The organism is Pseudomonas halotolerans (genome assembly GCF_039581215.1).
In the GTDB taxonomy this organism is placed as follows: Bacteria; Pseudomonadota; Gammaproteobacteria; order Pseudomonadales; family Pseudomonadaceae; genus Aquipseudomonas; species Aquipseudomonas tehranensis.
The window spans coordinates 65,191-90,323 of record NZ_JBCNTJ010000020.1 but is presented as its reverse complement, the minus strand read 5'-3'; the positions used below and the strand labels follow the sequence as shown (position 1 = coordinate 90,323).

The 25,133-nt window shown below is 60.6% G+C and carries 22 protein-coding genes; 8 read left to right on the top strand and 14 right to left on the bottom strand.

The annotated features are described in order from the left end of the window. Positions 1-21 precede the first annotated feature (21 nt). The 4 genes from AAIS01_RS22925 to AAIS01_RS22910 all read right to left on the bottom strand — a co-directional run bounded on the left by AAIS01_RS22925 (position 22) and on the right by AAIS01_RS22910 (position 5,291). Entirely contained in the window at positions 22-2,487 is a 2,466-nt protein-coding gene (locus tag AAIS01_RS22925; protein ID WP_343470846.1) for a TonB-dependent siderophore receptor, read from the bottom strand. A gap of 101 nt (positions 2,488-2,588) precedes the next feature. After that, on the bottom strand, positions 2,589-3,545 hold the full coding sequence (locus AAIS01_RS22920; RefSeq protein ID WP_343470845.1) for a FecR domain-containing protein: 957 nt from the start codon (positions 3,543-3,545) through the stop codon (positions 2,589-2,591). After that, positions 3,542-4,051 (bottom strand): sigma-70 family RNA polymerase sigma factor, encoded by a 510-nt coding sequence (locus tag AAIS01_RS22915; protein ID WP_343470844.1) that lies wholly within the window; start codon positions 4,049-4,051, stop codon positions 3,542-3,544. Before AAIS01_RS22915 ends, AAIS01_RS22920 begins: the two co-directional genes overlap by 4 nt. A 322-nt stretch (positions 4,052-4,373) precedes the next feature. Next, positions 4,374-5,291 (bottom strand): LysR substrate-binding domain-containing protein, encoded by a 918-nt coding sequence (locus AAIS01_RS22910; RefSeq protein ID WP_343470843.1) that lies wholly within the window; start codon positions 5,289-5,291, stop codon positions 4,374-4,376. Between the two features lie 184 nt (positions 5,292-5,475). Here AAIS01_RS22910 and AAIS01_RS22905 point away from each other — a divergent pair, with 184 nt between their 5' ends. The 7 genes from AAIS01_RS22905 to AAIS01_RS22875 all read left to right on the top strand — a co-directional run bounded on the left by AAIS01_RS22905 (position 5,476) and on the right by AAIS01_RS22875 (position 13,521). Then, a complete protein-coding gene (locus AAIS01_RS22905) occupies positions 5,476-6,996 on the top strand; it encodes an ABC transporter substrate-binding protein (protein WP_343470842.1) in 1,521 nt (506 codons plus the stop codon). 104 nt (positions 6,997-7,100) lie between these two features. Further along, positions 7,101-8,018, top strand: coding sequence for an ABC transporter permease (locus AAIS01_RS22900; RefSeq protein WP_343470841.1), 918 nt, complete (start codon positions 7,101-7,103; stop codon positions 8,016-8,018). A 9-nt stretch (positions 8,019-8,027) separates the two neighbouring features. Beyond that, positions 8,028-8,930 carry an ABC transporter permease gene (locus tag AAIS01_RS22895; RefSeq protein ID WP_343470840.1) on the top strand — a complete coding sequence of 301 codons (903 nt, stop codon included), beginning with the start codon at positions 8,028-8,030 and terminating at the stop codon, positions 8,928-8,930. A gap of 16 nt (positions 8,931-8,946) precedes the next feature. Then, positions 8,947-9,963, top strand: a complete 1,017-nt coding sequence (locus tag AAIS01_RS22890) for an ABC transporter ATP-binding protein (RefSeq protein ID WP_343470839.1) — start codon at positions 8,947-8,949, stop codon at positions 9,961-9,963. Further along, positions 9,960-10,949, top strand: a complete 990-nt coding sequence (locus AAIS01_RS22885; RefSeq protein ID WP_343470838.1) for an ABC transporter ATP-binding protein — start codon at positions 9,960-9,962, stop codon at positions 10,947-10,949. Before AAIS01_RS22890 ends, AAIS01_RS22885 begins: the two co-directional genes overlap by 4 nt. Further along, entirely contained in the window at positions 10,946-12,370 is a 1,425-nt protein-coding gene (locus tag AAIS01_RS22880; protein WP_343470837.1) for a M20 family metallopeptidase, read from the top strand. Before AAIS01_RS22885 ends, AAIS01_RS22880 begins: the two co-directional genes overlap by 4 nt. Next, entirely contained in the window at positions 12,367-13,521 is a 1,155-nt protein-coding gene (locus AAIS01_RS22875; protein ID WP_343470836.1) for a M20 family metallopeptidase, read from the top strand. The genes AAIS01_RS22880 and AAIS01_RS22875 overlap by 4 nt, the downstream gene beginning before the upstream one ends. Before the next feature lie 646 nt (positions 13,522-14,167). Here AAIS01_RS22875 and mdeB read toward each other — a convergent pair. The 4 genes from mdeB to AAIS01_RS22855 form a co-directional block, all read right to left on the bottom strand. Next, on the bottom strand, positions 14,168-16,864 hold the full coding sequence (gene mdeB / locus AAIS01_RS22870) for an alpha-ketoglutarate dehydrogenase (RefSeq protein ID WP_343470835.1): 2,697 nt from the start codon (positions 16,862-16,864) through the stop codon (positions 14,168-14,170). Further along, entirely contained in the window at positions 16,861-17,283 is a 423-nt protein-coding gene (locus AAIS01_RS22865; protein WP_343470834.1) for a hypothetical protein, read from the bottom strand. The genes mdeB and AAIS01_RS22865 overlap by 4 nt, the downstream gene beginning before the upstream one ends. Before the next feature lie 47 nt (positions 17,284-17,330). Next, complete coding sequence (locus tag AAIS01_RS22860) at positions 17,331-17,789, bottom strand: transketolase (protein WP_343470833.1); 459 nt, start codon at positions 17,787-17,789, stop codon at positions 17,331-17,333. Between the two features lie 138 nt (positions 17,790-17,927). Then, positions 17,928-18,944, bottom strand: a complete 1,017-nt coding sequence (locus AAIS01_RS22855; RefSeq protein WP_214963944.1) for a 1-aminocyclopropane-1-carboxylate deaminase — start codon at positions 18,942-18,944, stop codon at positions 17,928-17,930. A 201-nt stretch (positions 18,945-19,145) separates the two neighbouring features. On the opposite strand from AAIS01_RS22855, the gene AAIS01_RS22850 reads away from it, so the two are divergent. Further along, on the top strand, positions 19,146-19,655 hold the full coding sequence (locus tag AAIS01_RS22850) for an Lrp/AsnC family transcriptional regulator (RefSeq protein ID WP_343470832.1): 510 nt from the start codon (positions 19,146-19,148) through the stop codon (positions 19,653-19,655). A gap of 85 nt (positions 19,656-19,740) precedes the next feature. On the opposite strand, the gene AAIS01_RS22845 is transcribed toward AAIS01_RS22850, so the two are convergent. The 6 genes from AAIS01_RS22845 to urtC form a co-directional block, all read right to left on the bottom strand. Then, positions 19,741-20,784 carry an aliphatic amidase gene (locus AAIS01_RS22845; protein WP_343470831.1) on the bottom strand — a complete coding sequence of 348 codons (1,044 nt, stop codon included), beginning with the start codon at positions 20,782-20,784 and terminating at the stop codon, positions 19,741-19,743. 14 nt (positions 20,785-20,798) lie between these two features. After that, complete coding sequence (locus tag AAIS01_RS22840; protein WP_343470830.1) at positions 20,799-21,143, bottom strand: FmdB family zinc ribbon protein; 345 nt, start codon at positions 21,141-21,143, stop codon at positions 20,799-20,801. A 10-nt stretch (positions 21,144-21,153) separates the two neighbouring features. Further along, complete coding sequence (fmdA, locus tag AAIS01_RS22835) at positions 21,154-22,383, bottom strand: formamidase (protein WP_343470829.1); 1,230 nt, start codon at positions 22,381-22,383, stop codon at positions 21,154-21,156. 107 nt (positions 22,384-22,490) lie between these two features. Then, complete coding sequence (gene urtE / locus AAIS01_RS22830) at positions 22,491-23,180, bottom strand: urea ABC transporter ATP-binding subunit UrtE (protein ID WP_343470828.1); 690 nt, start codon at positions 23,178-23,180, stop codon at positions 22,491-22,493. 10 nt (positions 23,181-23,190) lie between these two features. Beyond that, complete coding sequence (gene urtD / locus AAIS01_RS22825) at positions 23,191-23,949, bottom strand: urea ABC transporter ATP-binding protein UrtD (protein WP_092394480.1); 759 nt, start codon at positions 23,947-23,949, stop codon at positions 23,191-23,193. Further along, positions 23,946-25,133: an urea ABC transporter permease subunit UrtC gene (gene urtC, locus AAIS01_RS22820; RefSeq protein WP_343470827.1), complete on the bottom strand. Its 1,188-nt coding sequence runs from the start codon at positions 25,131-25,133 to the stop codon at positions 23,946-23,948. Before urtC ends, urtD begins: the two co-directional genes overlap by 4 nt.

Genomic DNA, 25,133 nt, shown 5'->3' with positions numbered 1-25,133 from the left:
GAGGGTCAAGGGTTCAGCATCCTACCAGTCGTAAGTCAGGCTCGACACCACAGTCCGGCCATCGCCGTAGTAGCAATCCCACTGGCTGCGGCAACTGGCGACGTATTCCTTGTCCGTGAGGTTTTTCACGTTCAGCGCCAGTTTCACGCCTTTGAGGCGAAAGGCGGAGGTTCCCAGGTCGTAGGTCAGGCTTGCGTCATATACGGTGTAGGACGGAATTTGGAATGCGCCTTCGTAGTCATCGCCGTAACTGCCCCTGGCATAACGTGCACCCAGACCGGCGCCCAATCCCGACAAGGGTGTATCCCCGAGCAAGGTGTAGTTGACCCAGAGCGCGACGGTCAGCGGCGGGTTTCCCGCCGGGTGGCGACCTTTGCGGCCGTCGTTGTCCTTGGTGTACTTGATGTCGTTGCGCGATGCCGAAGCAATCACGTCCAGTGCCTCGGTCAGCTCTGCCTTGGCTTCGAGCTCGATGCCTTTGGAGCGAATGGCGCCGCTTTGGTTGCTGAACCCAGGGTTGCTAAGGTCGGTGGTCAGGATGTTTTCCTGTTCCAGTTCATAAGCGGAAATTTGCACGAAGCTGTTCTGCCCCGGTGGCTGGTATTTCACGCCCGCCTCGTACTGCTTGCCGGTGGAAGGGTCGAACGCTTTGCCCTGGACGTTGGTGCCATTGAGTGGCAAGAACGATTCCGAGTAGCTGACAAAGGGTGCCAAGCCGTTATCGAACAGGTAGACAATGCCGCCGCGGCCGGTGAATTTCTCATCCTTGTTGTTGGTATGAGCGCCGCTGAGCGGTTGTTTGTTGTCGGTCTCAGCCCAGTCGTAACGACCGCCGAGGACAAAGATCCACTGGTCGAGCTTGATCTGATCCTGGGCGTATAAACCGGTCTGGGTGATGGTGTTGTCCCAGCGATAGTTGTTGCCGAAATTCAGCGGTTGGCCGTAGGTAGGCGTGAACAGGTCGATGATCGGCGGGTTGTAGTCGTACAGACCGGCGAACTTCGAATTGAAGTGGTAGTAATCGAGGCCGACGATTGCGGTATGGCTGAATGGGCCGGTGTCGAATTCGGCCTGGGCGATGTTATCCACGCCGAAGACTTTGTTGTCCTGTTGCCAGTCCACGCCGTAGCGGGTTTGGTAACGCTGGTCGTTCTGCCCGGTGATCGGGTTGGTGACGAACCGGTAACCATGCAGCGGCGCGGTGTAGTGGTCATTGACGCGTGCGTAACGCGCATTCTGCTTCAAGGTCCAAACGTTGTTCAGGCGGTGGGAAAACTCGTAGCCGAAGGCGTACTGCTCACGGTGGTAGTCGTTGACGCCGGGCTCACCGAGGAACAGGTCGCGGTCAATCTTGCCGTTGGGATTGTCGAACAGTGTGCCCACTGCGGGCAGCCCCTGCGCCTCGGGCACGCCTTTGTCTTTCTGGTATTGGGCGAACACTGTCAGGCTGGTGTCTTCACTCGGTCGCCAGGTAAAACTGGGCGCGATGAACTGACGCCGCTCTTCGACGTAATCGATTTCGTCATTGCTGTCGTTGGCCAGGGCGGTGAGGCGATAGAGGAACTTGCCCTCGTCGTCGAGCGGGCCTGCGAGGTCGATGGCAGCGCTTTTATGGTCGTAGCTGCCGGCCTCGAATTTGATTTGATGCAGGGGCGTTTCGGTTGGGCGCTTGCTGACCAGATTAACGATACCCCCAGGCTGATTTTGCCCATACAGCACCGACGCCGGGCCTTTGAGCACCTCGATTCGCTCCAGCGAGTACGGCTCGATCTGCAACGCACCACCGGTACTGCCGCCGCCATAGGGTAGATGCAGGCCATCGAGGTACAACGGTGTAGGCGAGAACCCGCGCGAGGTCGGCTCATCGAAAATCTTCACCCGGTCGGAGAAACCACCACCCGTGATGCCCGGCGTATAGCGCAAGGCTTCGGTGACACTTTGCGCGCTGCGTGAGTTGATCTCGGCAGCGGTGACAACGTTGATGGTTTGCGGAATTTCCACCAGCGCCGCATCGGTCTTGCTCCCGGTTGCACTGCGCTTGGCAACGATGCCAGCGACCGGCCCCCAGGCGTTTTCCAGCGCCTCGGCGGCATTCACCTTGGTAACGCCCAGTTGTAGCGGACCATCTTGCGCGACGGCTTGCAATGACCAGCCGCCCTGGGCGTAAACAGCCTGCAAGCCACTGCCCGCCAGCACCTGCTCAAGACCTCGAGCCACATCGAACCGCCCCTGCAACCCGGAGCTGCGTTTGTCCGAAGTGAGCTGAGCGTCCACCGAAAGCAGAATCCCCGCTTCGCTGGCAAAGCGATTCAGGACCTGATCGAGATCGCCGGAGCCGATGCTGTACTGGCGCACGTGGCTGACGCTCGTCTCTTCAGCCCAGGACAGGTTCGGCAGCATCGGTGTGGTAGCCAGCAGGGTGGCGAACACGCCGCGGCGCATTGCACCATTCAAAGGAAAAATCTTCTGTGTCGGGCGATGTGGCATTCCGGAACTCCCCATGAGAATGCTTCTTGATTTGCTTTCAAGAGGTATCCCGAACGGGGGATGAAAACCGACAAGCATTTCGCTCGTTTATTTTTTAGGCATCAGGCACGGCGTTTCACCGTCACCCAGTAACGGGTTACGGACTCGACATGCACCGGCAGCGTGCGTTCGAGGGCGGCCAGCACGGCGTCGGTGTTGTCGAGCGGGAACACCCCGGTCAACAGCAACTGGGAAGCCGCCTCGTCGCAACGAATCCAACCCGGTCGATAACGCGCCAGCTCGGCCAGGAACCGACCCAACGGTTGCCGCTTAGCCACCAGCCGGCCCTGGCTCCAGCTGCTGTCATCCGTGTTCGCAAGTTGCTTGTGGCCAGCACCGTTGGCGCTGAACCACAGGCTGTCGCCGGCATTCATGTGTGCGGTCGCGCCATGGCGCGGGCTGATGCGTAGTTGGCCTTCGTACAGTTCGACTCGCGCGCCGTCGTCCATTTCACGCACCGAGAATCGGGTCCCCAGCGCCTGGACATCGCCGCTGGCAGTTTCCACAATCAACGGACGGACCGGATCGTGCCCACTGTTGAGCAGAATTTCGCCGCAGAGCAGGCGAATACGGCGCTCCTGCGCAGTGAAACGCAGGTCGACTGCGCTATTGCTATTGAGGTCGAGCCGGGTGCCGTCGCTCAGGGTCATGTGCCGAATTTCGCCGGTCGCGGTACGGTGCTCAGCGAACGTCAAGCGCCAGGACACCTGGTTTTGCAGGAGATAACCGCTGCTGCCGGCGACCAGCAACAGGCCGAGCATTTTCAGCGCTGCACGGCGCTGCGGGTCGGGACTGTCCCGCAGCACCGCCCGCGCGCACCCCGCAGGTACGGCGCCGAAAGTTTCCTGCAGTTGCTGCAATCGCTGCCAGGCACGCCGATGCTCAGGATGGGCGTTCTGCCAGTTAGAGAATGCCTTGCGTTGGTCCGCATTCATTTCGCCGCCCCAATGCAGCATCAGCCATTCACTGGCCTGCTCGACGATCGCGGTATCGATCGGAGCATCAAGCGTCCGGCTCATGATTCGTAAACCAGCTGGTAGCAGGCGAGGATCGCCCGGGTCATGTACTTCTGAACCGAGCTGACGGTCACCCCGAGCCGCTCGGCGATCTGTGCATAACTCATTCCCTCGAACTGCGAGAGCAGGAATGCCTGGCGTACATTGTCCGGCATGCGGTCAAGCATCGCGTCGATCTGGGTTAGGGTTTCGAGAATCAAGGCGCGGGTTTCAAGTGAGGGCGATTCCGGCTCCGGCAGATGCGCGATGCTTTCCAGATAAGCGCGCTCGATCCGCAATCGCCGCCACTGGTCGATCACCAGGTTGCGGGCAATCTGCGTCAGATAGCTGCGACTCTCCAGCGGGCCGGGCAACCGCCCGGACACCAGCAGGCGCAGAAACGTATCCTGGGCGACATCCGCCGCATGCTCACGATCACCTAGGCGCTTGCGCAGCCAACCTTGCAACCATCCATGGTTATCGCGGTAAAGACGATGGAGAGAGTCGTTGCCGTCAGTTGCTGCTTCCATGGGGGGTCCATGCGCGTGAGTGATAGCAATTATCATTACACTTTACGCGGCAGCTGGCAAAACGGCATTGGTCAACGGCTCGACCCGGGCCCTTTAAAGCATTAAAAAAATGCCGCGAGTAAGTTAAAAACACAATTTAAATTACCCCGGCCCACCACTTCATCATCTAAAGACGTCCACGGACGTCTTTTTTTGTGCCTGAAATCCAGCACATCAAGGAATTCACCACCACCAAGCGCCTCAATAGTTTTCTGAGTCCCAGCCGTTCCGGCACTCCAAACCCAAGAACCCCAAGATGCAGAACATCAAGCCCCCCGCCCCCTCAACGAAGCCTCTCCTTCCCCAGCCCAGCAATCAGAAAATCCCTAAACGCAGAAACCGCCGCCGGTAAATTGCGTCCCGCCATGCTCTGCAGTTCGATTCGCCGGGCCTGCATGCCTTCATCCAGGATCGGCAAGCATTTGAGTTGTTTGTCGGCAACCTGTTTGTGCAGGGTCATTTCGCTGGCCAGGCTAATCACGCCTTCTTCGCGGACGAAGCTATAGAGTGCGGCCACGTAGTTAGTGGTCAACACCGGGTCGAACAACAACCCCTGTACGCCGCAACAGATGTCGAACAGTTGCCGTATCGTGGTGTCGGCCTTCGGTAACGCAATGGGCCAGGGTTGCAACTCCGCGAGGCTGACCGCCTCACGCCCGGCCAAGGGATGGGAATTGGAGACCACGGCAAAAATTGCCCCGCTCAGGACATGTTCGACCTTGATCTCCTTTTGTGGCATCAGGCTGAATGTCATCGCCAGATCGGCTTCACCGGAACGCACCTTCTCCGTCGCTTGCGCCGGCGCACAGACCTCCAATGTGAAATGAATGCCCTGATACTCACGCCTGAACGCGCTGATGCTTCTGGGCATGTATTCCAGTGCAAATCCTTCCGAGCAGGCCACATGCACATGACCCCGTTGCAAGCCATGCAGCTCGGTAATTTCCAGCACCACCTGCTCGGCTTCAAGCTGCGACTTGCGCGCATAAGCCGCCAGTCGCGCCCCCGCTTCGCTGAGCACCATGCCTCGGGCACGACGCTCGAACAGGCTGGTATCGAGGCCCAACTCAAGCTTGGAAATTTGCCGGCTCACCGCGGACGCGGCGACATTCAGCCGTACCGAGGCCTCGCTGATCGATCCGCATCGCGCCACCTCCAGAAAATAGCGCAGTGCCGTGGACTGCACACCATACAGCTGCATCGGCGCCTCCAAGGGTTGCCTTTTCGGCAACGTAAGTATCGAAATATTATTCTTGTGGCATTGATAGCCTTTCCCTACATTCGTGTCCAGACCAAAAAAACACGACCTGACCTTTCATCCTCCTTTACGCATTTGCGATTCGCTGCCCTTTGATTCAACCACTCTCGCCAACGGAGACGACGGCATGGGCATCAAAGGTTTCGCCTGCAGTATTGCGCTGATGGGCCTCATCAGCAGTCTTCCGGCTCACGCCGGTAAAGCCAACGACACCCTGGTTTACGCGTCCGACAGCGAGCCTGAAAACATCAGCCCCTATCACAACGATTTGCGCGAAGGTGTGATTCTTGGCCGGCTGATCTGGGACAACCTGATCTACCGCGACCCCGACAGCGGCGAATACAAACCCATGTTGGCCACCCGCTGGAAACAGGTCGACGACACCACCATCGACTTTGATTTGCGCAAAGACGTCAAATTTCACAACGGTGACGCCTTCACCGCCGACGACGTGGTGTTCACCCTCAACTACGTGGTGTCGCCGGAATCGAAAGTCGTTACCGTGCAAAACGTAGACTGGATCAAGAGCGCCGAAAAAACCGGTGACTACAGCGTCCGCCTGTATTTGAAGAAGCCTTTCCCTCCGGCGCTGGAATACCTGTCCAACGCCGTCCCGATGTTCCCCAAGCAGTACTTCGAGAAGGTCGGCCTGGCCGAATTGAGTCGCAAGCCAATCGGTACCGGGCCGTATAAAGCCGTGTCGGTGGTGGCTGGCGAAGGCGTCACCATGGAGATCAACAAGGACTACTTTCCGGACAGCCCTCAAGGCAAGCCCCATATCGGCCACCTGAAATTTCGCGTGATCCCGGATGCAGAAACCCGCCTGGCTGAGTTGATGACCGAAGGGGTCGATTGGATCTGGCGTGTAACCCCGGATCAGGCAGTCGACCTCAAAGGCATACCGAACCTGAGCGTGACCAGCGGCGAAACCATGCGCATCGGCTTCCTGATTCTTGATGCTCGGGGCACTTCCTCGGAAAACTCGCCGATGAAGCACCTCAAGGTGCGTCAGGCCATCAACCATGCGATCAACCGCAATGCGCTGGCCACGCAATTGGTGGGCGGCGAAGCCAAACCTTTGCAGGTTGCCTGTTATCCAGGCCAGTTCGGCTGCGATACCACCGCGGCCACGGTCTACGACTATGACCCGGCCAAGGCCAAGGCGCTGCTCGCCGAAGCCGGTTACTCAAAAGGCTTCGAGACAGAAATCTTCGCTTATCGCGACCGTGATTACGTCGAAGCCATCATCGGCAACCTGCGTGCCGTGGGCATCAACGCCAAGCTGCGTTACTTGAAGTACGCCGCCCTGCGCGATCAGCAACGGGGCGGCAAGGTGCCGATGTCGTTTCAGGCCTGGGGCTCGTTTTCGATCCTCGACACCTCGGCGTCGGCCGGCACCTGGTTCAAGGGCAATCCGGACGACAACATCAAGGACCCGCAAGTGCAGGGTTGGTTGCAGACCGCCGATAACGCCCTCGACCCGCAAGTGCGCAAGGACAACTACCGCAAGGCGTTGCAGCGCATCAGCGAACAGGCGTACTGGGCGCCGATGTTCAACTATTCGATGAACTACGCCTACACCGCCGAACTCGCGTTCACGCCCTACCCGGATGAGCTGCCGCGTTTCGTTCAGTCCAGTTGGAAGTAATCCGCCACCGAGCGGATTGATCGAGAGGTGCCGTGGCTGCGAACAAACCCGCACCACGGACACCTCCTCACGCCTGTCATCCATTGGATACGAGGAAACTTGCCATGCTTGGATTCCTTCTGCGCCGCCTGGGCATCGCTATTTGCGTTGCCATTACCGTGTCGGTGATCAGCTTTTCTCTTTTGCACCTGTCCGGCGACCTGGCCACAGCCATTGGCGGACCGGAAGCCACCAGCGAACAGATCGAACAGATCCGCGTGCAGTACGGTTTGAACAAACCGCTGCCGACCCAGTACTTCAACTGGCTGGGCGATTTGCTGCGGATGGACTTGGGCAACTCTTTTTTCTTTCAGGAGTCGGTCTACAACCTTGTCGCCAGCCGCTTGCCGATTACCCTCGGGTTAGGTGCCATGGCGCTGGGTATCGCCTTGCTGGTGGCGATTCCACTGGGCGTGCTGGCGGCGGTCAAACGCGACACCTGGGTTGATCGACTGGCCTTGAGCATCGCGGTGCTGGGTCAGGCCATGCCAAGTTTCTGGTTTGCGCTGATGTTGATCGTGGTGTTCGCGGTGACGCTCAAATGGCTGCCGGTATCCGGCAACTCGACCCTGCTGCACTTCGTCATGCCAGCCATCGCCTTGGGCTACTACGCGACGCCGGCAATCATGCGTCTGACCCGCGCCGGCATGCTGGATGTACTCAGTTCCGATTACATCCGCACCGCCCGCGCCAAGGGCCTGCGCCCTGCTCGCGTGCTGTTCAAGCACGCCCTGCGCAACGCCTTGATTCCGGTGGTCGCGCTGGCGGCGGTGGAGTTCGGCTTCATGCTCGGCGGTTCGGTGGTGATCGAAACCGTGTTCTCCCTGCAAGGCATCGGACAACTCGCCTGGGACGCTATCGCCCGTGACGACTTTCCGGTGGTACAGGCCGTGGTCCTGCTGATTGCGGTGATCTACATCATCCTCACCTTGCTGGCCGATGTGCTCAACGCACTGCTCGACCCGCGCATTCGCGTGCGCTAGGAGGCTTACATGAGCACCCCCACGACCCTCGCGATCAATGACTACCTGCCACCCCCGAGCAGCCTGAGTCGAGTACTCGGCAGGAGCTTTCGTCATCGTGGTTTCGCCATCGGCGCGGTGTTGTTGCTGATCATCTTCGCCGGCGCACTGTTCGCGCCGTGGCTGGCACCTTACGACCCTTATGCGCAAGACGTGATGCTGCGCATGAAACCGCCGGTATGGATGGCCAACGGCACCTGGGAATACGTCCTGGGTACCGACAAGCTGGGCCGTGACTACCTGTCGCGACTGCTCTACGGCGCACGTATTTCGCTGTTCATCGGCATTGCGGCGGCGCTGATTTCCGGCTTTATCGGCACCGTCATGGGGCTGTTGGCCGGTTATTACGGCGGCAAGGTCGATGCGTTTATCAGCTACCTGATCACCACCCGGCTGGCGATGCCGGTCGTGATGGTCGCGCTGGCCTCGGCCTCGCTGATGGGCGGCTCCCTGAAAGTGGTCATCGTGCTGCTCGGCTGCCTGTTATGGGATCGCTTCGCGGTGGTGGTCAGGGCTTCGGTGCAACAGATTCGCGATGCTGAATATGTGGCCTCGGCCCAGGCGCTGGGCTGCTCGACCCTGCGCATTCTGGTCAGTGAAATTCTGCCCAACCTGGTCGGCGCGCTGATCGTCGTCGCGACGCTGGAAATGGCCCACGCGATCCTGCTGGAGTCGGCCTTGTCGTTCCTCGGGGTTGGCGTGCAACCGCCGACGCCGTCCTGGGGTTTGATGATCGCTGAAGGCAAACCCTACATGTTCTTTTCCCCATGGGTCATCGCCATTCCCGGCGTCGCCCTGATGGTTCTGGTGCTGGGCATCAACCTGGTCGGCGACGGCCTGCGCGATCTGATCCTGCCCGACGGCCGCAATTGATAGAGGGCACCGAACAATGGCACTACTCCATGTTGAAAACCTGCGCGTGGACATCCCCATGGGCAACAGCCCGACGCCAGATGACATGCTGCATGCCGTGCGCGGTCTGGATTTTGAAGTCGAGCGCGGTGAAATGTTGTGCATCGTCGGCGAATCCGGCTGCGGTAAATCCCTGACCTCGCTGGCGCTGATGGACCTGTTGCCCCGCAAGGCCAAACGCACCGCGTCCCGGCTGACGCTGGACGGCATCGACATGCTCGGCCAGAGCGAGCGGCGCATGTGCGACTTGCGCGGTAACCGTCTGGCGATGATCTTCCAGGAACCGATGACCTCGCTGAACCCGGCCTACAGCATTGGCGATCAGCTCAGCGAAGTGCTGACTCAGCATCGCAAGGTGTCACGCCAGGAGGCCCTGGCGCGCGCCGCGCAGATGCTGGAGAAAGTCGGTATCAGCAACGCCACCGAACGCTTGCGCCAGTACCCGCATCAACTGTCTGGCGGTTTGCGCCAGCGGGTGATCATCGCCATGGCGCTGATGTGCGAACCGGACCTGATCATCGCGGATGAACCCACCACGGCACTGGACGTGACCATCCAGGCGCAGATTCTGCGCTTGATCCGCGACATTCAGAAAGAACTCGGCCTGGCGGTAATCTTCATCACCCACGACCTCGGGCTGGTGGCACGGATCGCCGATCGGGTCGCCGTGATGTATGCCGGGGAAATCGTCGAAACCGCCCCGGCCCTGCAACTGTTCGAAAACCCACAGCATCCGTACACCCGTGGTCTGCTGGCCAGTATTCCAATCCCTGGCCGGACTAAACCGGGTACGGCGCTAGGCTCGATTCCAGGCCTGGTGCCGAGTCTGGTAGGCGAACAGCAAGGTTGTGCGTTCCGCAATCGTTGCGCTCAGGCGATAGCGGCCTGCGCGCAAGACATCCCCGAAGTCGAACAGGACGGCCACATGGCACGCTGCCTGTTCGCCGCACCGGCCCCGGCGCCGATTCGCCTTCAAGAGCGAGCACGGTCATGAAAAAAGACATCGCGTTGGAGCTGTGCGACATCCGGCGAGAGTTTCGGATCAACCAGGGCTTTTTCAAACCCGCCGCCACGCTGAAAGCCGTCGATGGCGTTTCCCTGCGCCTGATGCGGGGCGAGACCCTCGGCCTGGTAGGCGAGTCCGGTTGCGGAAAAAGCACCCTGGCAAAGATGTTGCTCGGTCTGTTGCCGCCGACCAGCGGCGATGTGCTGGTCAATGGCAAACATCTGGCGGCAACGGATCGCAAGGCGATGTCCCGGCGCATTCAGCCGATATTCCAGGACCCGTATTCCTCGCTGAACCCCCGCAAGACGTTGCGCGAAATCGTGACCCTGCCGCTGATCGTGCATGACATTGGCAGCCCCGCCGAGCGGCGCAAGAAGACCGAAGAGATGCTCGACGTGGTCGGCCTGCCCAAACGGGTCATCGACAGCTATCCGAGCCAACTGTCTGGCGGCCAGCGACAACGGGTGGCCATTGCCCGGGCGTTGATCATGCGCCCTGACGTGTTGATCTGCGACGAACCCACCTCGGCGCTGGACGTTTCGGTGCAGGCGCAGATTCTCAACCTGCTGCAAGACCTCAAGCGCGAATTCGGCCTGACCTATCTACTGATCAGCCACAACCTGGCGGTCATCGAACACCTCGCCGACCGGGTCGCGGTGATGTACCTGGGGCGCATCGTCGAAGAGCGCACTCGCGAATCGTTGTTCGCCAAACCCGGCCACCCGTATACCCGCGCCTTGCTGGATTCGGTGCTCACGCCCGACCCGCGCCTGGGCATTCCCGATATCGGCCTGCACGGTTCCTTCCCCAATCCGATGTCACCGCCGCCCGGTTGCGCCTTCCATCCACGCTGCCCGAGCTGCTTCGCCCCCTGCAAAACGGCCTACCCGGCCAAAGAGCCGATTATCGGCGGCAACGTGCGTTGTCACCTTCACGACAATCCTGCCCAAACACTGGAGCTCGTCCACTCATGAGTCGTTCACTGGCCATCAGCAACACCACAGAGCAATTTGATAACGGCGCATTTTTCAATCTGCTCGAGCGCAGCGTCGCCTTGCACACCGAAAGCCAGGCAACGGACAGCCGGCCCGAGTTGTATCGCTACCTCAATGACTTCATCAGCCCGCATGTCGAGGCGATGGGCTTCAGCGTCAAGGTCTACGACAACCCGGTGGCAGAGCGCGGTCCCTTCATGATCGCCACACGCATTGAACATCCGGAACTGCCGACCGTGCTCAGCTACGGCCACGGTGATGTGGTGCGCGGCTATGAAGCGCAATGGCGTGAAGGCCTGTCGCCGTGGCAGGTCGTTGCTGAAGGTGATCGCTGGTACGGCCGCGGCACGGCGGATAACAAAGGCCAGCACCTGATCAACCTGACCGCGCTGGAGCAAACCCTCAAGGCGCGCGAGGGCAAGCTGGGGTTCAACGTCAAACTGCTGCTGGAAATGGGCGAAGAAGAAGGCTCGCCGGGCTTGAATGCATTCTGTGCCGCGCACAGTAAAGAGCTTGCCGCGGATATTTTCATCGCCTCGGACGGCCCGCGCCTAGCGGCCTCACGACCGACGATTTTTCTCGGTTCACGCGGGGTGTTCAACTTCGAGCTGGTGGTCAATTTGCGCGAAGGCGCTCATCACTCCGGCAACTGGGGCGGGTTGCTGGCCAACCCTGGCATCATTCTGGCCAATGCCATCGCGAGCATGGTCGACGAACACGGGCGGGTGAAAGTGGCGGGCCTGATGCCCGAGACACTGCCTGAGCCGGTTCGCCAGGCACTGGCCGATATCGATGTCGGTGGTGGACCGGGCGATCCGCAGATCGACGCCGACTGGGGTAACCCGGCGCTTTCGCTGAGCGAAAAAGTATTCGGCTGGAACACCCTCGACGTCATCGCCTTCAAGACCGGCAACCCGGATGCCCCCGTGCACGCGATCCCTGGGAAAGCCAATGCCCACTGCCATATCCGCTTCGTAGTGAACAGCGACTACACGACCTTTATCCCGGCGGTGCGCGCCCACCTGGATGCTCATGGTTTCAGCAATGTCGAGGTCAAGCAAAGCCACATCGACGTGATGCATGCGACTCGGCTGGATCCGCAAAGCCCATGGGTCGATTGGGCGCTCAGCTCCTTGGCCCAGACCACTGGCAAAAAACCTGCGCTGCTGCCAAACCTCGGTGGCTCGCTGCCCAACGATGTGTTCGCGGAGGTGCTCGGCCTGCCCACATTGTGGGTGCCGCACTCGTACCCGGCCTGCTCGCAACATGCGCCGAACGAGCACTTGCTGGCACCGGTGGTCAAGGAAAGCCTGCAAATCATGGCCGGGCTATTCTGGGACCTGGGCAACGATGCGGCACGCCTGACCCAGGCACATCAGGTGCGGGAGCAGGCACAATGAGCGCCACGCCACAACAGGCGCTGGACTGGCTTGCCGACCAGCGCCAGGCCATGGAAGCGCTGCTGCAACGCCTCGTCGACACCGACTCCAACAGCTATGACAAAGCGGGCGTCGACGCGGTGGGCGCGCTGCTCGCGGCGGAACTGGAAGCCGACGGCATCCGGCTCAAGCGCATGCCGGTGGAGGGTTTTGGCGACGTGCTATTGGCCGAAGTACCGGGCGATTCTGGAAAGCCAGTGTTGCTGCTGGGCCATCGCGACACGGTGTTCCCCAAAGGCACCACCGCGACGCGCGGCTACAGCCGCGATGGCAACCTCGCCTTTGGCCCCGGCGTCGCCGACATGAAAGGCGGCCTGGTGCTCAATTGCTTCGCGCTCAAGGCCCTCAAGCGCGCCGGGGCGTTGCCCTATCCGGTGCAGGTTCTGTACACCGGTGACGAAGAAATCGGCTCCGGCAGCGCCAGAATCCATATCGAACACGCCGCCCGTGCCGCCCGCGCCGTGCTCAATACCGAACCCGGCCGGGCCAGCGGTAACGTGGTCAGCGCCCGCAAAGGTGGCGCCACGCTGATCATCGAAGTCAGCGGTCGCGCGGCCCATGCCGGGGTCAACCATGCCGACGGAGCCAGCGCCATCGAGGCCCTGGCTCGCAAGATCGTCAAGCTGCATGCCTTGACCGATTACCCGGCAGGCATCACCACTAACGTTGGCCTGATATCCGGTGGCACGTCCAGCAACACCGTCGCACCGAGCGCCTCGGCCCGGCTAGACGTGCGCTTCATCGAACTCAAGCACTGGGACCGGATCTTCAGCGCCATCCAGGCCATCGTCGCCGAAGAAGAACTGATCGGCACTCACGCCATCCTCAAGGAAGCGACGACCTTTCTACCCATGGAAGCCCAGCACAGCGAACGGCTGCTGCACATCTACCAACAAAAGGCGCTGGCGCTGGGTTTCAGCGTCGAAGGCGAGTTCACCGGCGGTTGCGCCGACTCCGGATTCACCGCCAGCCTGGGCATTCCAACCCTGTGTGGCCTCGGGCCGGTGGGTGGCAAGGTCCATACCGATCGTGAATACCTGGAACTGGACACACTGGTGCCTCGCGCCCAGGCCTTGGTGGCGACCATTCTGGCTGTTGGCGAGAGCAGTTGAGATAACGGGGCGTCGAGATCAAAGTCCAAAGCAAGAACCAGAGCAGGACACACGTCCAGCCTCTATGTAGCTGAACCACCGCCTTCGCGAGCAAGCCCGCTCCCACAGGGGCCGCGGGTGTTCACAGCCTCTGCACACGACACAAAAAACATGTGGGAGCGGGCTTGCTCGCGAAGGCGTCGGCATAGCCAACATCACTGCAAACTGATCCACCGCTTTCGCGAGCAAGCTCCCACATGGACTCGCGGGTGTTCACAGCCTCTGCACACGACACAAAAACATGTGGGAGCGGGCTTGCTCGCGAAGGCGTCGGCATAGCCAACATCACTGCAAACTGATACACCGCTTTCGCGAGCAAGCTCCCACATGGACTCGCGGGTGTTCACAGCATCTGAACACGACACAAAAACCTGTGGGAGCGAGCTTGCTCGCGATGAGGTCTGCAAGCCCGACATCCCTGTGACTGAACCACCGCCTTCGCGAGCAAGCTCCCTCCCACAGGGGCCGCGGGTGTTCACAACATCTGAACATGACACAAAAAACATGTGGGAGCGGGCTTGCTCGCGAAGACGTCGGCATAGCCAACATCACTTCAAACTGATCCACCGCTTTCGCGAGCAAGGTCGTACACGGGCTGAAGCTGGTTTCAAGCGTCCCATGGGGCCACGGCGTCAACGTCAATCGCGTAGCGTTCAATGGCCTGGGCACAGACACTGGCGTCCAGACGCCCCTCATGCACCAGTGAGGTCAGCGCACTCAGGACGATCTGGTGTCGGTCCACTTCGAAGAACCTGCGCAGTTGGCTACGGGTATCGCTGCGGCCAAACCCGTCGGTGCCGAGCACGGTGTAATGGCCATCGAGATAACTGGCGATCAACTGGGGCAAGGCGCGCACGTAGTCGGTACAGGCAATGATGGGCGCCGAGTCGCGAAGGCATTCTTGAACATGACTGCATTGGGCAGGTTGCCCGGGATGCAGACGATTCCAGCGCTCCACTTCACGAGCATCACGCGCCAACTCGGTGAAGCTGGTAACGCTCCAGACCTGACTGTCGATGCTCCAATCGCTGGCCAACAACTCGGCAGCGGCAATGACTTCGCGCAAGATCGTGCCGGAGCCCAGCAACTGCACGGCGCCGCGCGCATCCTTCACTTCATGCCGGGCAAATGCATACATGCCCTTGATGATCGCCTGTTCGACACCTTCAGGAAGGTTAGGCTGCGGGTAGTTCTCGTTCATCAAGGTGACGTAATAAAACTCGTCCACCTGACGCTCCAGCATCTGGCGCATACCGTGATCCAGAATCACCGCAAATTCACCCGCGAACGCGGGATCGTAGGCGCGACAGTTGGGCACCATCGACGCCATCACGTGACTGTTACCGTCCTGGTGCTGCAAACCCTCGCCCCCCAAGGTTGTGCGCCCAGCGGTGGCACCGAGCAGGAACCCGCGAGCGCGCTGATCCGCGGCAGCCCAGATCAGGTCGCCGATGCGCTGGAAACCGAACATCGAGTAATAGATGTAGAACGGCAGCATCGGCAGGCCATGCACCGAGTAGCTGGTCGCGGCCGCGACCCAGGAACTGATGGCGCCGGCTTCGCTGATGCCCTCTTCGAGAATCTGGCCGTCCAGGGCTTCTCGATAACTGAGGATCGAACCAATGTCCTCCGGCTCATAACGCTGGCCCACGCTGGAGTAGATACCGATCTGCTTGAACAGGCTGGCCATGCCGAACGTGCGTGCTTCATCCGCCACGATCGGTACGATGCGCGGCCCAAGCTGCTTGTCCCGGAGCAAGCCACTGAGCATCCGCACGAAGGCCATGGTGGTGGACATTTCCTTGCCTTGGGCGGCGATGGCAAACCCCGCGTAGCTGTCTACGTCGGGCACGGCCAATGACTCGCAGGCCGAAGGTCGCGCAGGCATGAAACCGCCCAACGCCTGGCGGCGTGCATGCAGGTAGCGCATTTCCGCGCTGTCGTCGCTCGGTTTGAAGAAGCTCAGCGAGATGGCCTGCTCATCGGTCAATGGCAGGTTGAAACGGTTGCGGAACGCGATCAACGCCTCCTTATCGAGTTTCTTCTGCTGGTGCACGGTCATCTTGCCCTGCCCGGCGTCGCCCATGCCGAAGCCCTTCTTGGTCTGGGCCAGGATCACCGTAGGTTTCTTGCCCTCGAGCATTGCGCTTTGATACGCGGCAAAGATCTTCACCAGGTCATGACCGCCGCGTTTGAGGCGGTCGATCTGCTCGTCGGTCAGGCCTTCGGCCAAATGCGCCAGGGCTGCGTCCTGGCCGAAGAAATGCTCGCGGTTGAAGCGCCCATCCTTGGCCGCGAACGTCTGGAACTGACCATCGACCGTGGCCGACAATGCGCGGACCAGCGCGCCGTCTTTATCCCGGGCAAACAATCTGTCCCAATCGGAACCCCACACCAACTTGATCACGTTCCAGCCCGCACCGCCGAACAATGCCTCGAGCTCGTCGATGATGCGACCGTTGCCACGCACCGGGCCGTCCAGCCGCTGCAGGTTGCAATTGACCACCCAGATCAGGTTATCCAGCCCTTCGCGCGCCGCCAGGGTCAACGCCGACATGCTTTCCGGCTCATCCATTTCACCGTCGCCAAACACCCCCCAGACGGTTCGCCCCGAAGTCTCTTGCAGGCCGCGGTGCTCCAGGTAACGCATGAAACGCGCCTGGTAGATCGAGCTGATCGGACCGATCCCCATAGAGCCCGTCGGGAACTGCCAGAAGTCCGGCATCAACCACGGGTGTGGATAACTCGACAAACCCCGGGCGTCATTGGCGCGCGCGCCGATCTCTTGCCGATAGTGCTGCAGGTCCTTTTCTTCCAGGCGCCCCTCAAGGAATGCCCGGGCATAGACGCCTGGCGCCGAGTGCGGTTGGTAGAACACCAGGTCACCGCCGCCGGTTGGGGTGCGCGCCTTGAAGAAGTGGTTGAAGCCCACTTCAAACAGATCCGCCGCGCTGGCATAACTGGCGATGTGTCCACCCAATTCGCCGTAGGCGTGATTGGCCCGGGCAACCATCGCCAGGGCATTCCAGCGCATGATCGAGGCCAGACGCTCTTCGATGGCCAGATCGCCGGGGAACACCGGTTGCTGCTCAACGCTGATGGTGTTGATGTACGGGGTGCCATGGCTGGGCCGCCAGCCGATGTCCGAAGCGTTTGCCACGGCCAGCAGCATGTCGAGGATCTGTTTGGCCCGGCCCGTGCCGCCGTGGGCTGCGACGGAGAGCAACGCCTCACGCCACTCGGTCATTTCTTCATCCTCGGCAGCCTGGCCCGGCCATTGGGCATGGGGAGCGGACAGGTTCATAGGCAACTCCTACAGGTGTCGGGTATCACTTCAAGGTGGCGCGAATGGCTCACTCGGGCGAGGCGTTTGACCTGCTCTACCGCTGCAATGACGGAGCGTTCGGCCGCCCCGTCTGGTGCGACCGGGTAGAGGCATGGCTGACCAATGGAAAGGTCGTGCAAGAAGCGCTCATCAAGTTCACCGAGCACCACAAAATGGCAGTCACGCTTGGCCACTGGCACGCCAACGAGCTTGCCCGGCGCGGTGTTCAGCGTATCGACATGGATCAGCGCCACATTGTCAAAACAGCTGAACCCCTGATGGATCAAGTCAATATGATCGCTATCAAGTCCGCTCACGATGACCACGATGCGCGTACAACTGGAAGGCTCGCGCATCCACGTCATGGCGTGGGCACGGCCCTCGGCGGTTCGGCTCATAAGCTTTGCCTTTCCTGTTTCAACAAGCGAATTGACGAGGACATGGGTTAGATGACGCCGCGCGCCTGCAGCACGCTTTTCGCCAGACTTCGGGTCGCCAATAACACCTCTTCCACCTGGCGATCCATCGCCACCGTGGATGAGGCTATTTCGCCAAGTTCGACGACGCGCAGCGGGTGGCCGCAGACGGATCCCAGCCAGGTCAAACCAGAGAACGTGCCCACTTCCAGTAAAAAGCTGCCATGGGGGACGGCGCGCAACAGTTGGCTGGCATAACACACCTCGCCCCCGGCAGACGGCTGCGGGTTGGAGCCGACCCGCAGCCAGTCGACCATCAACGCTTCGGCTTGCTTGACGGCCAGATAGGCCACCTGGTCCCAGTCATCTATCGCCACGTGCAGCTTGTCGATCATGTATTTGGGCAACGCAGCGCTGGTCACGATGACCACCCCGGCATCCGCCGAAGGTTCCTTGATCCAGACTGCGGATTGCGATATCGCATGCATGGCGGTACTCCCGGCGGCTTGATTGCAGCAGCTTGCTCTCGGCGGCGATCCGACGATAAGGCCGTGACATTCAACATTGATGCCGACTCACCCAGCGCTTCGTGAGCAAGCTCGCTCCCACAGGTTATTGGCGTTTAATCAGCCGTTGCGGAACAGGAAGCTGTAGGCGTTCAGCGCAGGTGCCCCGCCCAGGTGCGCATAAAGCACTTTCGAGCCTTCGGGGAACTCGCCGCGGCGGACCATTTCGATCATGCCGTGCATGGATTTGCCTTCATACACCGGGTCGGTCAGTACACCCTCCAGGCTGCCGCACAGGCGAATGGCTTCCAGCGTACCTTCGTTGGGCAAACCGTATTCCGGGTAAGCGAAACGTGTATCGAGCACCACGTCGTCTTCGGTGATCTCACGCCCCAGTTCCACCAGCTCAGCGGTGTGCCGAGCGATACGCAGAATTTGTGCCTTGGTTTTCTCGGGCTTGGCCGAGGCATCAATGCCGATAACGTTCTTCGAACGGCCGTCCGCGGCGAAACCGACGACCATGCCGGCCTGGGTACTGCCGGTCACGGAGCAGACCACGATGTAGTCGAACGTGAACCCCAGTTGTTTTTCCTGCTCCCGCACTTCCTCGGCAAAGCCGACGAACCCCAGCCCGCCGTAAGGATGCTCGGAACAACCCGCCGGGATCGGGAACGGCTTGCCGCCCCGCTCCTCCACGTCGCTCATGGCCTTCTCCCAACTGGGCCGAATACCGATGTCGAACCCGGCGGCGTCCAGCCGTACGTCCGCGCCCATGATGCGGGACATCTCGATGTTGCCAACGCGGTCATACACGGCATCGGAGTAGTTCACCCAGTTTTCCTGCACCAGCACGCACTTCATGCCCAGGTGAGCGGCAACGGCAGCGACCTGGCGGGTCTGGTTCGACTGGATCCCGCCGATGGACACCAGGGTGTCGCAGCCCTGTTCGAGGGCCTCAGGAATCAGGTATTCGAGCTTGCGCGTCTTGTTGCCGCCGAAGGCCAGGCCGCTGTTGCAGTCTTCACGTTTGGCATACAACTCGACCTTGCCGCCCAGGTGTTCGCTGAGGCGTTTCAGGGGCGTGATGGGAGAAGGACCGAAGGTCAGCGGATAACGTTTAAAACGATTCAGGTTCATGACTCTGCTCCTCGATTATTGAATATCCAAGCGCCAGACCGAAAGGCAAAAAAAGCTGCGTTCCAGGTGCTTCCAGAAGGGCTTCGATGAATTCAATAGTAAGAACAAAGCAAAAAATATGTGTTGCAAGTTTCAACCTATTAAAGAAACATAAGATACAAACAAACACATAGAACACACTTTTATTGTGCATAAACCTATATGAACGCAACAAATAATCACAAGAAGCCAGGCACCCCAGGTGCGGAGCCGCACCCGCTGGACCGGACCGACCGCGCCATTCTCAAGACCCTTCAGCGAGACGCTTCCATCTCCAATGTGGCGCTCGCCGAGAAGGTAAAACTGAGCGCGCCGGCCTGCCTGCGACGAGTCGAACGCCTCAAGCAGGCGGGCCTGATCAAGGGCATTGTCGCGTTGCTGGACAATCAAGCGCTGGATGCGGGGATGGTGGTGTTGATCGGCGTGGTGCTGGACCGCTCCACACCGGAGTCCTTCGCCGCATTCGAGGCGGCCGCACAAAAAGTGTCCGGCTGCATGGAATGCCATGTGGTGACGGGGGAATTCGACTACTTCATGTTGATCCGAACCAAGGACAGCAACAGTTTCAACCGGCTCCACGCGGAGCAATTGCTTTACCTGCCCGGGGTTCGCCAGATTCGCTCGTTCATGGGCTTGCGCCAGGTCTTGTCGACCACCCATATCCCCCTTTGAGGCTCAATTCAGCCCGCCAGTGGACAGGAAGGTACGGGGTATTGGCAGGTCCCGCCGCCAGGACCTGCCGGATCGATAACATGCCTCAGCTCGCGGTCTTTTCTTTTTCACCGTGGGGCAACTGCCCCACCGGACAATCCGCCACCCCCACAGTGCGCCGAGTGATGTTTTCCACATTCTCCCGGGCCTTCTGCGCATCCAGCACCCAAGTGCGATAGAACTCGAACGGACAGTCGGCGACGCCCTTGTCACCCTCGCCTGAATCGTAGACACCGGTGTAGCCACGGTGAAGCAGCTTGAACAAATGGTTCTGCGACTGATCGTTGGCCCGGGCATCGCGTATCTGCGAGATCGACAATTGGGCGTACTGGATGCCCATTTCCTCCTCCCCACACTCGCCCAGGGTCCGCCCGTCGAAACCGATGATCGCCGAGTGTCCGAAGTATGAATACACCCCGTCGAAGCCGGCGGCGTTGGCCACCGCGACGTAGCAGTTGTTGGCCCAGGCCATGCTCTTGGACATTTGCACCTGCTGTTCCTTGGCCGGGTACATATAGCCCTGGCAGCGCACGATCAGCTCCGCGCCCTTCATCGCACAGTCGCGCCAGATCTCCGGGTAGTTGCCGTCGTCGCAGATGATCAGGCTGATCTTCATGCCCTTGGGGCCGTCGCAGACATAGGTGCGATCACCGGGGTACCAGCCTTCGATGGGGCACCAGGGGATGCACTTGCGATAGCGCTGGACGATCTGCCCGTGATTGTCGATCAGCACCAGGGTGTTGTAAGGCGCCTTGTGCGGATGTTCCTCGTGGCGTTCGCCGGTCAGGGAAAACACGCCCCAGGTATTGGCCTCGCGACAGGCCGCGCCGAAGATGGCGGTCTCTTCGCCGGGAATAGTCGCGGCGGTGGACATCATCTCGTCACGGTCATAGAGAATGCCCATGGTGCTGTACTCAGGAAACACCACCAGGTCCATGCCCGGCAGCCCCTGTTTCATGCCCTTGATCACCTCGGCGATCTTGCGGGCGTTGTCGATGACCTCAGCCTTGCTGTGCAGGCGCGGCATCTTGTAGTTCACGACAGCAACACCGACGGTATCGGGGCTGCTGGAAATGTCGCCATGGCGCATGAAGAAATCCTCCGTCAGTGACTGATCATCCAGGGCCTGGGCCCGGTCTTGCTCTTGAGCCCCAGGGGATTGGCCTTGCTCGGCACCACCGGTTTGTTCGGGGTACAGCAACCGCAACCCTTGGGATGGCGCCGCTGCTGATACTCGGCGACGGTCTGCGGCGCGTGGGTGCTGCGCTCATTGGTGGCAATGGCCTGACGCTGACTGCTCGAGAGGCAGTTCAACGCCGGCACCGACAGCTGCAAGCCACCACCAGCGCCACCACAATCGGGGCACTGGCAAGGCTCATGGCGCTGGTTCATGGGCCGCAACAGCGTGAAGGTGCCGCAAGCCGGGCACTGGTATTCGTAGGTCGGCATGGTGGGCGTCCTACAGGTCGGGAGCGATGGGCAGGTCGATGCTGCCGTCCAGATGTTTGATCGGACCGCTGGCATTGGGGTTGATGTCGAAGTCGAAGATCTCGGTCGGCAACCACAACGTCGCGCAGGCATTGGGAATGTCCACCACCCCGCTGATATGCCCCTGCACCGGCGCCGAGCCTAGCAATGCGTAACCCTGGGCCGGGGAGTAGCCAAACTTGGTCAGGTAGTTGATCGCATTCAGGCAGGCCTGGCGGTAGGCGACGTTAACGTCCAGGTAGTGCTGCTGGCCGCTCTCGTCCACCGAGATGCCTTCGAAGATGAGGTAGTTGTTGTAGTTCGGGGTGATCGGGCTCGGCTTGAACACCGGGTTCTTGATCCCGTACTTGGCCATGCCGTCCTTGATCAGCTCGACCTTCATGTGCACCCAACCGGCCATCTCGATGGCGCCGCAAAAGGTGATCTCACCGTCACCCTGGCTGAAATGCAGATCGCCCACCGACAACCCGGCGCCATTGACGTAGACCGGGAAGAAGATTTTCGAGCCCCGGGACAGGTCCTTGATATCGCAGTTACCCCCATGCTCGCGCGGTGGCACCGTGCGGGCGCCGGTGGCCGCCGCGTCATCACGGGCCTGGCCCTTGAGCTTGCCCATGTGCGCGGTGGCGGCCAGGGGGGCGTTGGCCAGTGGCGGCACGCGGGTCGGGTTGGTGTCGATCAGTTCCTGCTCGCGGCGGTTCCAGTCGGCGAGCATCACCGGGTCAGGCAGGCAACCAATCAGCCCGGGGTGGATCAGCCCGGCGAAGTTGACCCCTGGGATATGCCGCGAACGGGTGAACATGCCATTGAAATCCCAGATGGCTTTCTGTGCGCTGGGAAAATGGTCGGTGAGAAAACCGCCACCGTTCTGCCGGGAAAAGAAGCCGTTGAACCCCCACTGCGAGTCGGCCTTGGCGCCGATGTCCAGCAGGTCGACCACCAGCAGATCACCCGGTTCGGCACCGTGTACGCCCACCGGGCCGGACAGGTAGTGCACGGTAGAGAGGTCGATATCGCGCACATCCGCCGCATCGTCGTTGTTTTTGATCGCCCCGGCGGTCCAGTCATAGGTCTCGAGAATGAAGTCATCTCCCGGCTTGACCCAGCACGCCATCGGGATGTCCGGATGCCAGCGATTGTGGATCTGCTCATTCTCGGTGGCAGGCTGGTTGAGGTCGACTTTGATCAAGGTATCGGTCATGGCAAAGCTCCTGAACAGTAGGGATGTACAGCGTTGGCAGCAGTCTTCAATGGTGGCGCGAATCGGCCAATACGTCGGATGACGTAGCGCCCCGTGCCGGGGCGGGCCTACACGGAGAGGTAACGGCTGATGGTCGCCTCGTCGACCTTGTCGCGGGTTTCCTCGATGACGAAACGCCCCTTCTCGATCACCAGGAAGCGGTCGGCGATTTCCAGGGTGAACGACAGCACCTGTTCGGAGACGACGATGGTCAAGTCGCGCAGTTGGCGGATTTCCTTCAGGGTGCGGGCAATGTCCTTGATGATCGACGGCTGGATGCCCTCGGTGGGCTCATCCAGCAACAGCACCTTGGGCTGGGTGGCCAGCGCCCGGGCAATCGCCAGTTGCTGTTGTTGCCCGCCCGAGAGGTTGCCGCCCTTGCGCGAGCGCATGTCGTGAAGCACCGGAAACAAGGCATAGAGGTCGTCCGGCACCTGGCCTCGGGCCGAGGCCGGCAAGCCGGTCTGGATATTTTCCAGCACCGTCATGCCAGGAAAAATCATCCGCCCCTGGGGCACATAGGCGATGCCGTGCTCGACCCGCTCATGGGTCTCAAGGCTGGAGACCTCACGCCCATCGACGCTGACCTGCCCCTCCCATTGCGGGAGAATACCCATCAGGCTCTTGAACAGCGTGGTCTTGCCCATGCCGTTGCGCCCCATCACGGCGACGATTTCCCGCCGGGCCACGGACAGGTCGAGGTCGTGGAGAATCTGGCTCTGGCCGTAGCCACAGGACAACTTGTTGACGTTGAACATGCCTGTTTCCTCAATGGCCCAGATAGACTTCAATGACTTTCGGGTTGCTCTGCACCGACTCCATGCTGCCCTCGGCGAGCACTTTGCCCTGGTGCAACACCGTGACCTTGTGGGCGATGCTCTTGACGAATTCCATGTCGTGCTCGATCACCAGCACCGAACGTCCCTGGCTGATGCGCTTGAGCAACTCGGCAGTCTGCACACGCTCGTTGACGCTCATCCCGGCGACGGGTTCGTCGAGCATCAGCAGGTCGGGGTTCTGCATCAGCAGCATGCCGATCTCCAACCACTGCTTCTGCCCGTGGGAAAGCAAGTCAGCTTGTTGCTCCAGCAATTCGCCGAGAAATATCTCCCCGGCCACCTCTTGCACCCTGGCAATCACCGCTGCGCTGCGCTTGAAGAACAAGGCGCTGAACACCTTGCGCCCGGCGGGGTAGGACATCTCCAGGTTCTCGAACACCGTGAGGTTTTCGTAGATCGACGGGTTCTGGAATTTGCGCCCGACCCCGGCGCGGACGATGTTGTACTCGTGCATCTTGGTCAGTTCCTTTGCATCGAACTGGATGCTGCCGCTGGTGGCGCGCGTCTTGCCGCAGATCAGATCGAGCAAGGTGGTCTTGCCCGCACCGTTGGGGCCAATCACCACCCGCACTTCATTGCGATCGATATAGAGATTGAGATCGTCCACCGCCTTGAAACCATCGAAAGACACCGTCAGCCCCTCGATAGCCAGCACCGGCTTGTTCATCTGAAAACCGACGGCGGTCATGGCTGTGTCTCCAGGGAAGGACGCTCGGGGGCTGGGGTGGTCGGTTCGATACGGGGGGCTGGCGGCAAGGGCGTGTCCACCGGTAGCCGGCGCGGGGTGCGCCGCAACCAGCGAGCCAGGGCCTGGCGACCATGGCTGTCCCAGAGCCCGGCCAGGCCATTGGGGAAGTACATGACCACGGCAATGAACAACCCACCCATCAGGTACAGCCACAGCTCGGGAAAGGACTCGGAGAAATAGGTCTTGCCGTAGTTGACCAGCAAGGCTCCATACACCGCGCCGAGCAGCGACATGCGCCCGCCGACTGCGGTGAAAATCACCATCTCGATGGACGGCACGATGCCGACGAACGACGGCGACATGAAGCCCACCTGCAAGGCGAACATCGCACCGCCGATGGCCGAGAATCCGGCGGCGATACAGAACACGAAGATCTTGAAGGCGGCCACGTCGTAACCGGAAAAGCGCACCCGCTCCTCCTTGTCGCGCATGGCCATCAGCAACCGCCCCAGCTTGGAAGCGAGAACAAAACGGCCGATGAAAATGCAGCCGAACAACAGACCTGCGTTAATGAAATACAGCACCAGCTTGGCGCTGTCGGTGCGCAGGTCCCAACCGAGCAAGGTCTTGAGGTCGGTGATGCCGTTGACCCCACCGCTCAAGCCCTGCTGACCGACAATCAGCACCGTCAGGATCAGCGCAATGGCCTGGGTGACGATGGAGAAATACACGTCTCCCACCCGTCGCTTGAACAACGCCACACCAATGATAAAAGCCAGCAGCACCGGCACCAGGATGACCGCCAGCAGCGTGAAGCTGAAGCTGTGGAACGGCACCCAGAGCCACGGCAACTCGGTGATCTGGTTCCAGTCCATGAAGTCTGGAATTCCCGGTGTGGTCTGGATCTTGGTGCTGACCGGGTCGGAGGCTTCCAGCTTGAGGAACATCGCCATGCAATAGCCGCCGACACCGAAAAACACACCCTGCCCCAAGCTCAGAATGCCGCCATACCCCCAGCACAACACCAGGCCGACAGCGACGAAGGCGTAGGTCAGATATTTGCCGACCATGTTCAGGCGAAAGGCATCCAGGGTCAGCGGGAACACCACGAAAATCAGCAGCGCCAGCAGCGCCACGCCAATCAGGTTCGGCTTGCCCGCCAGCATCTTGTCTAGAACGTTCAT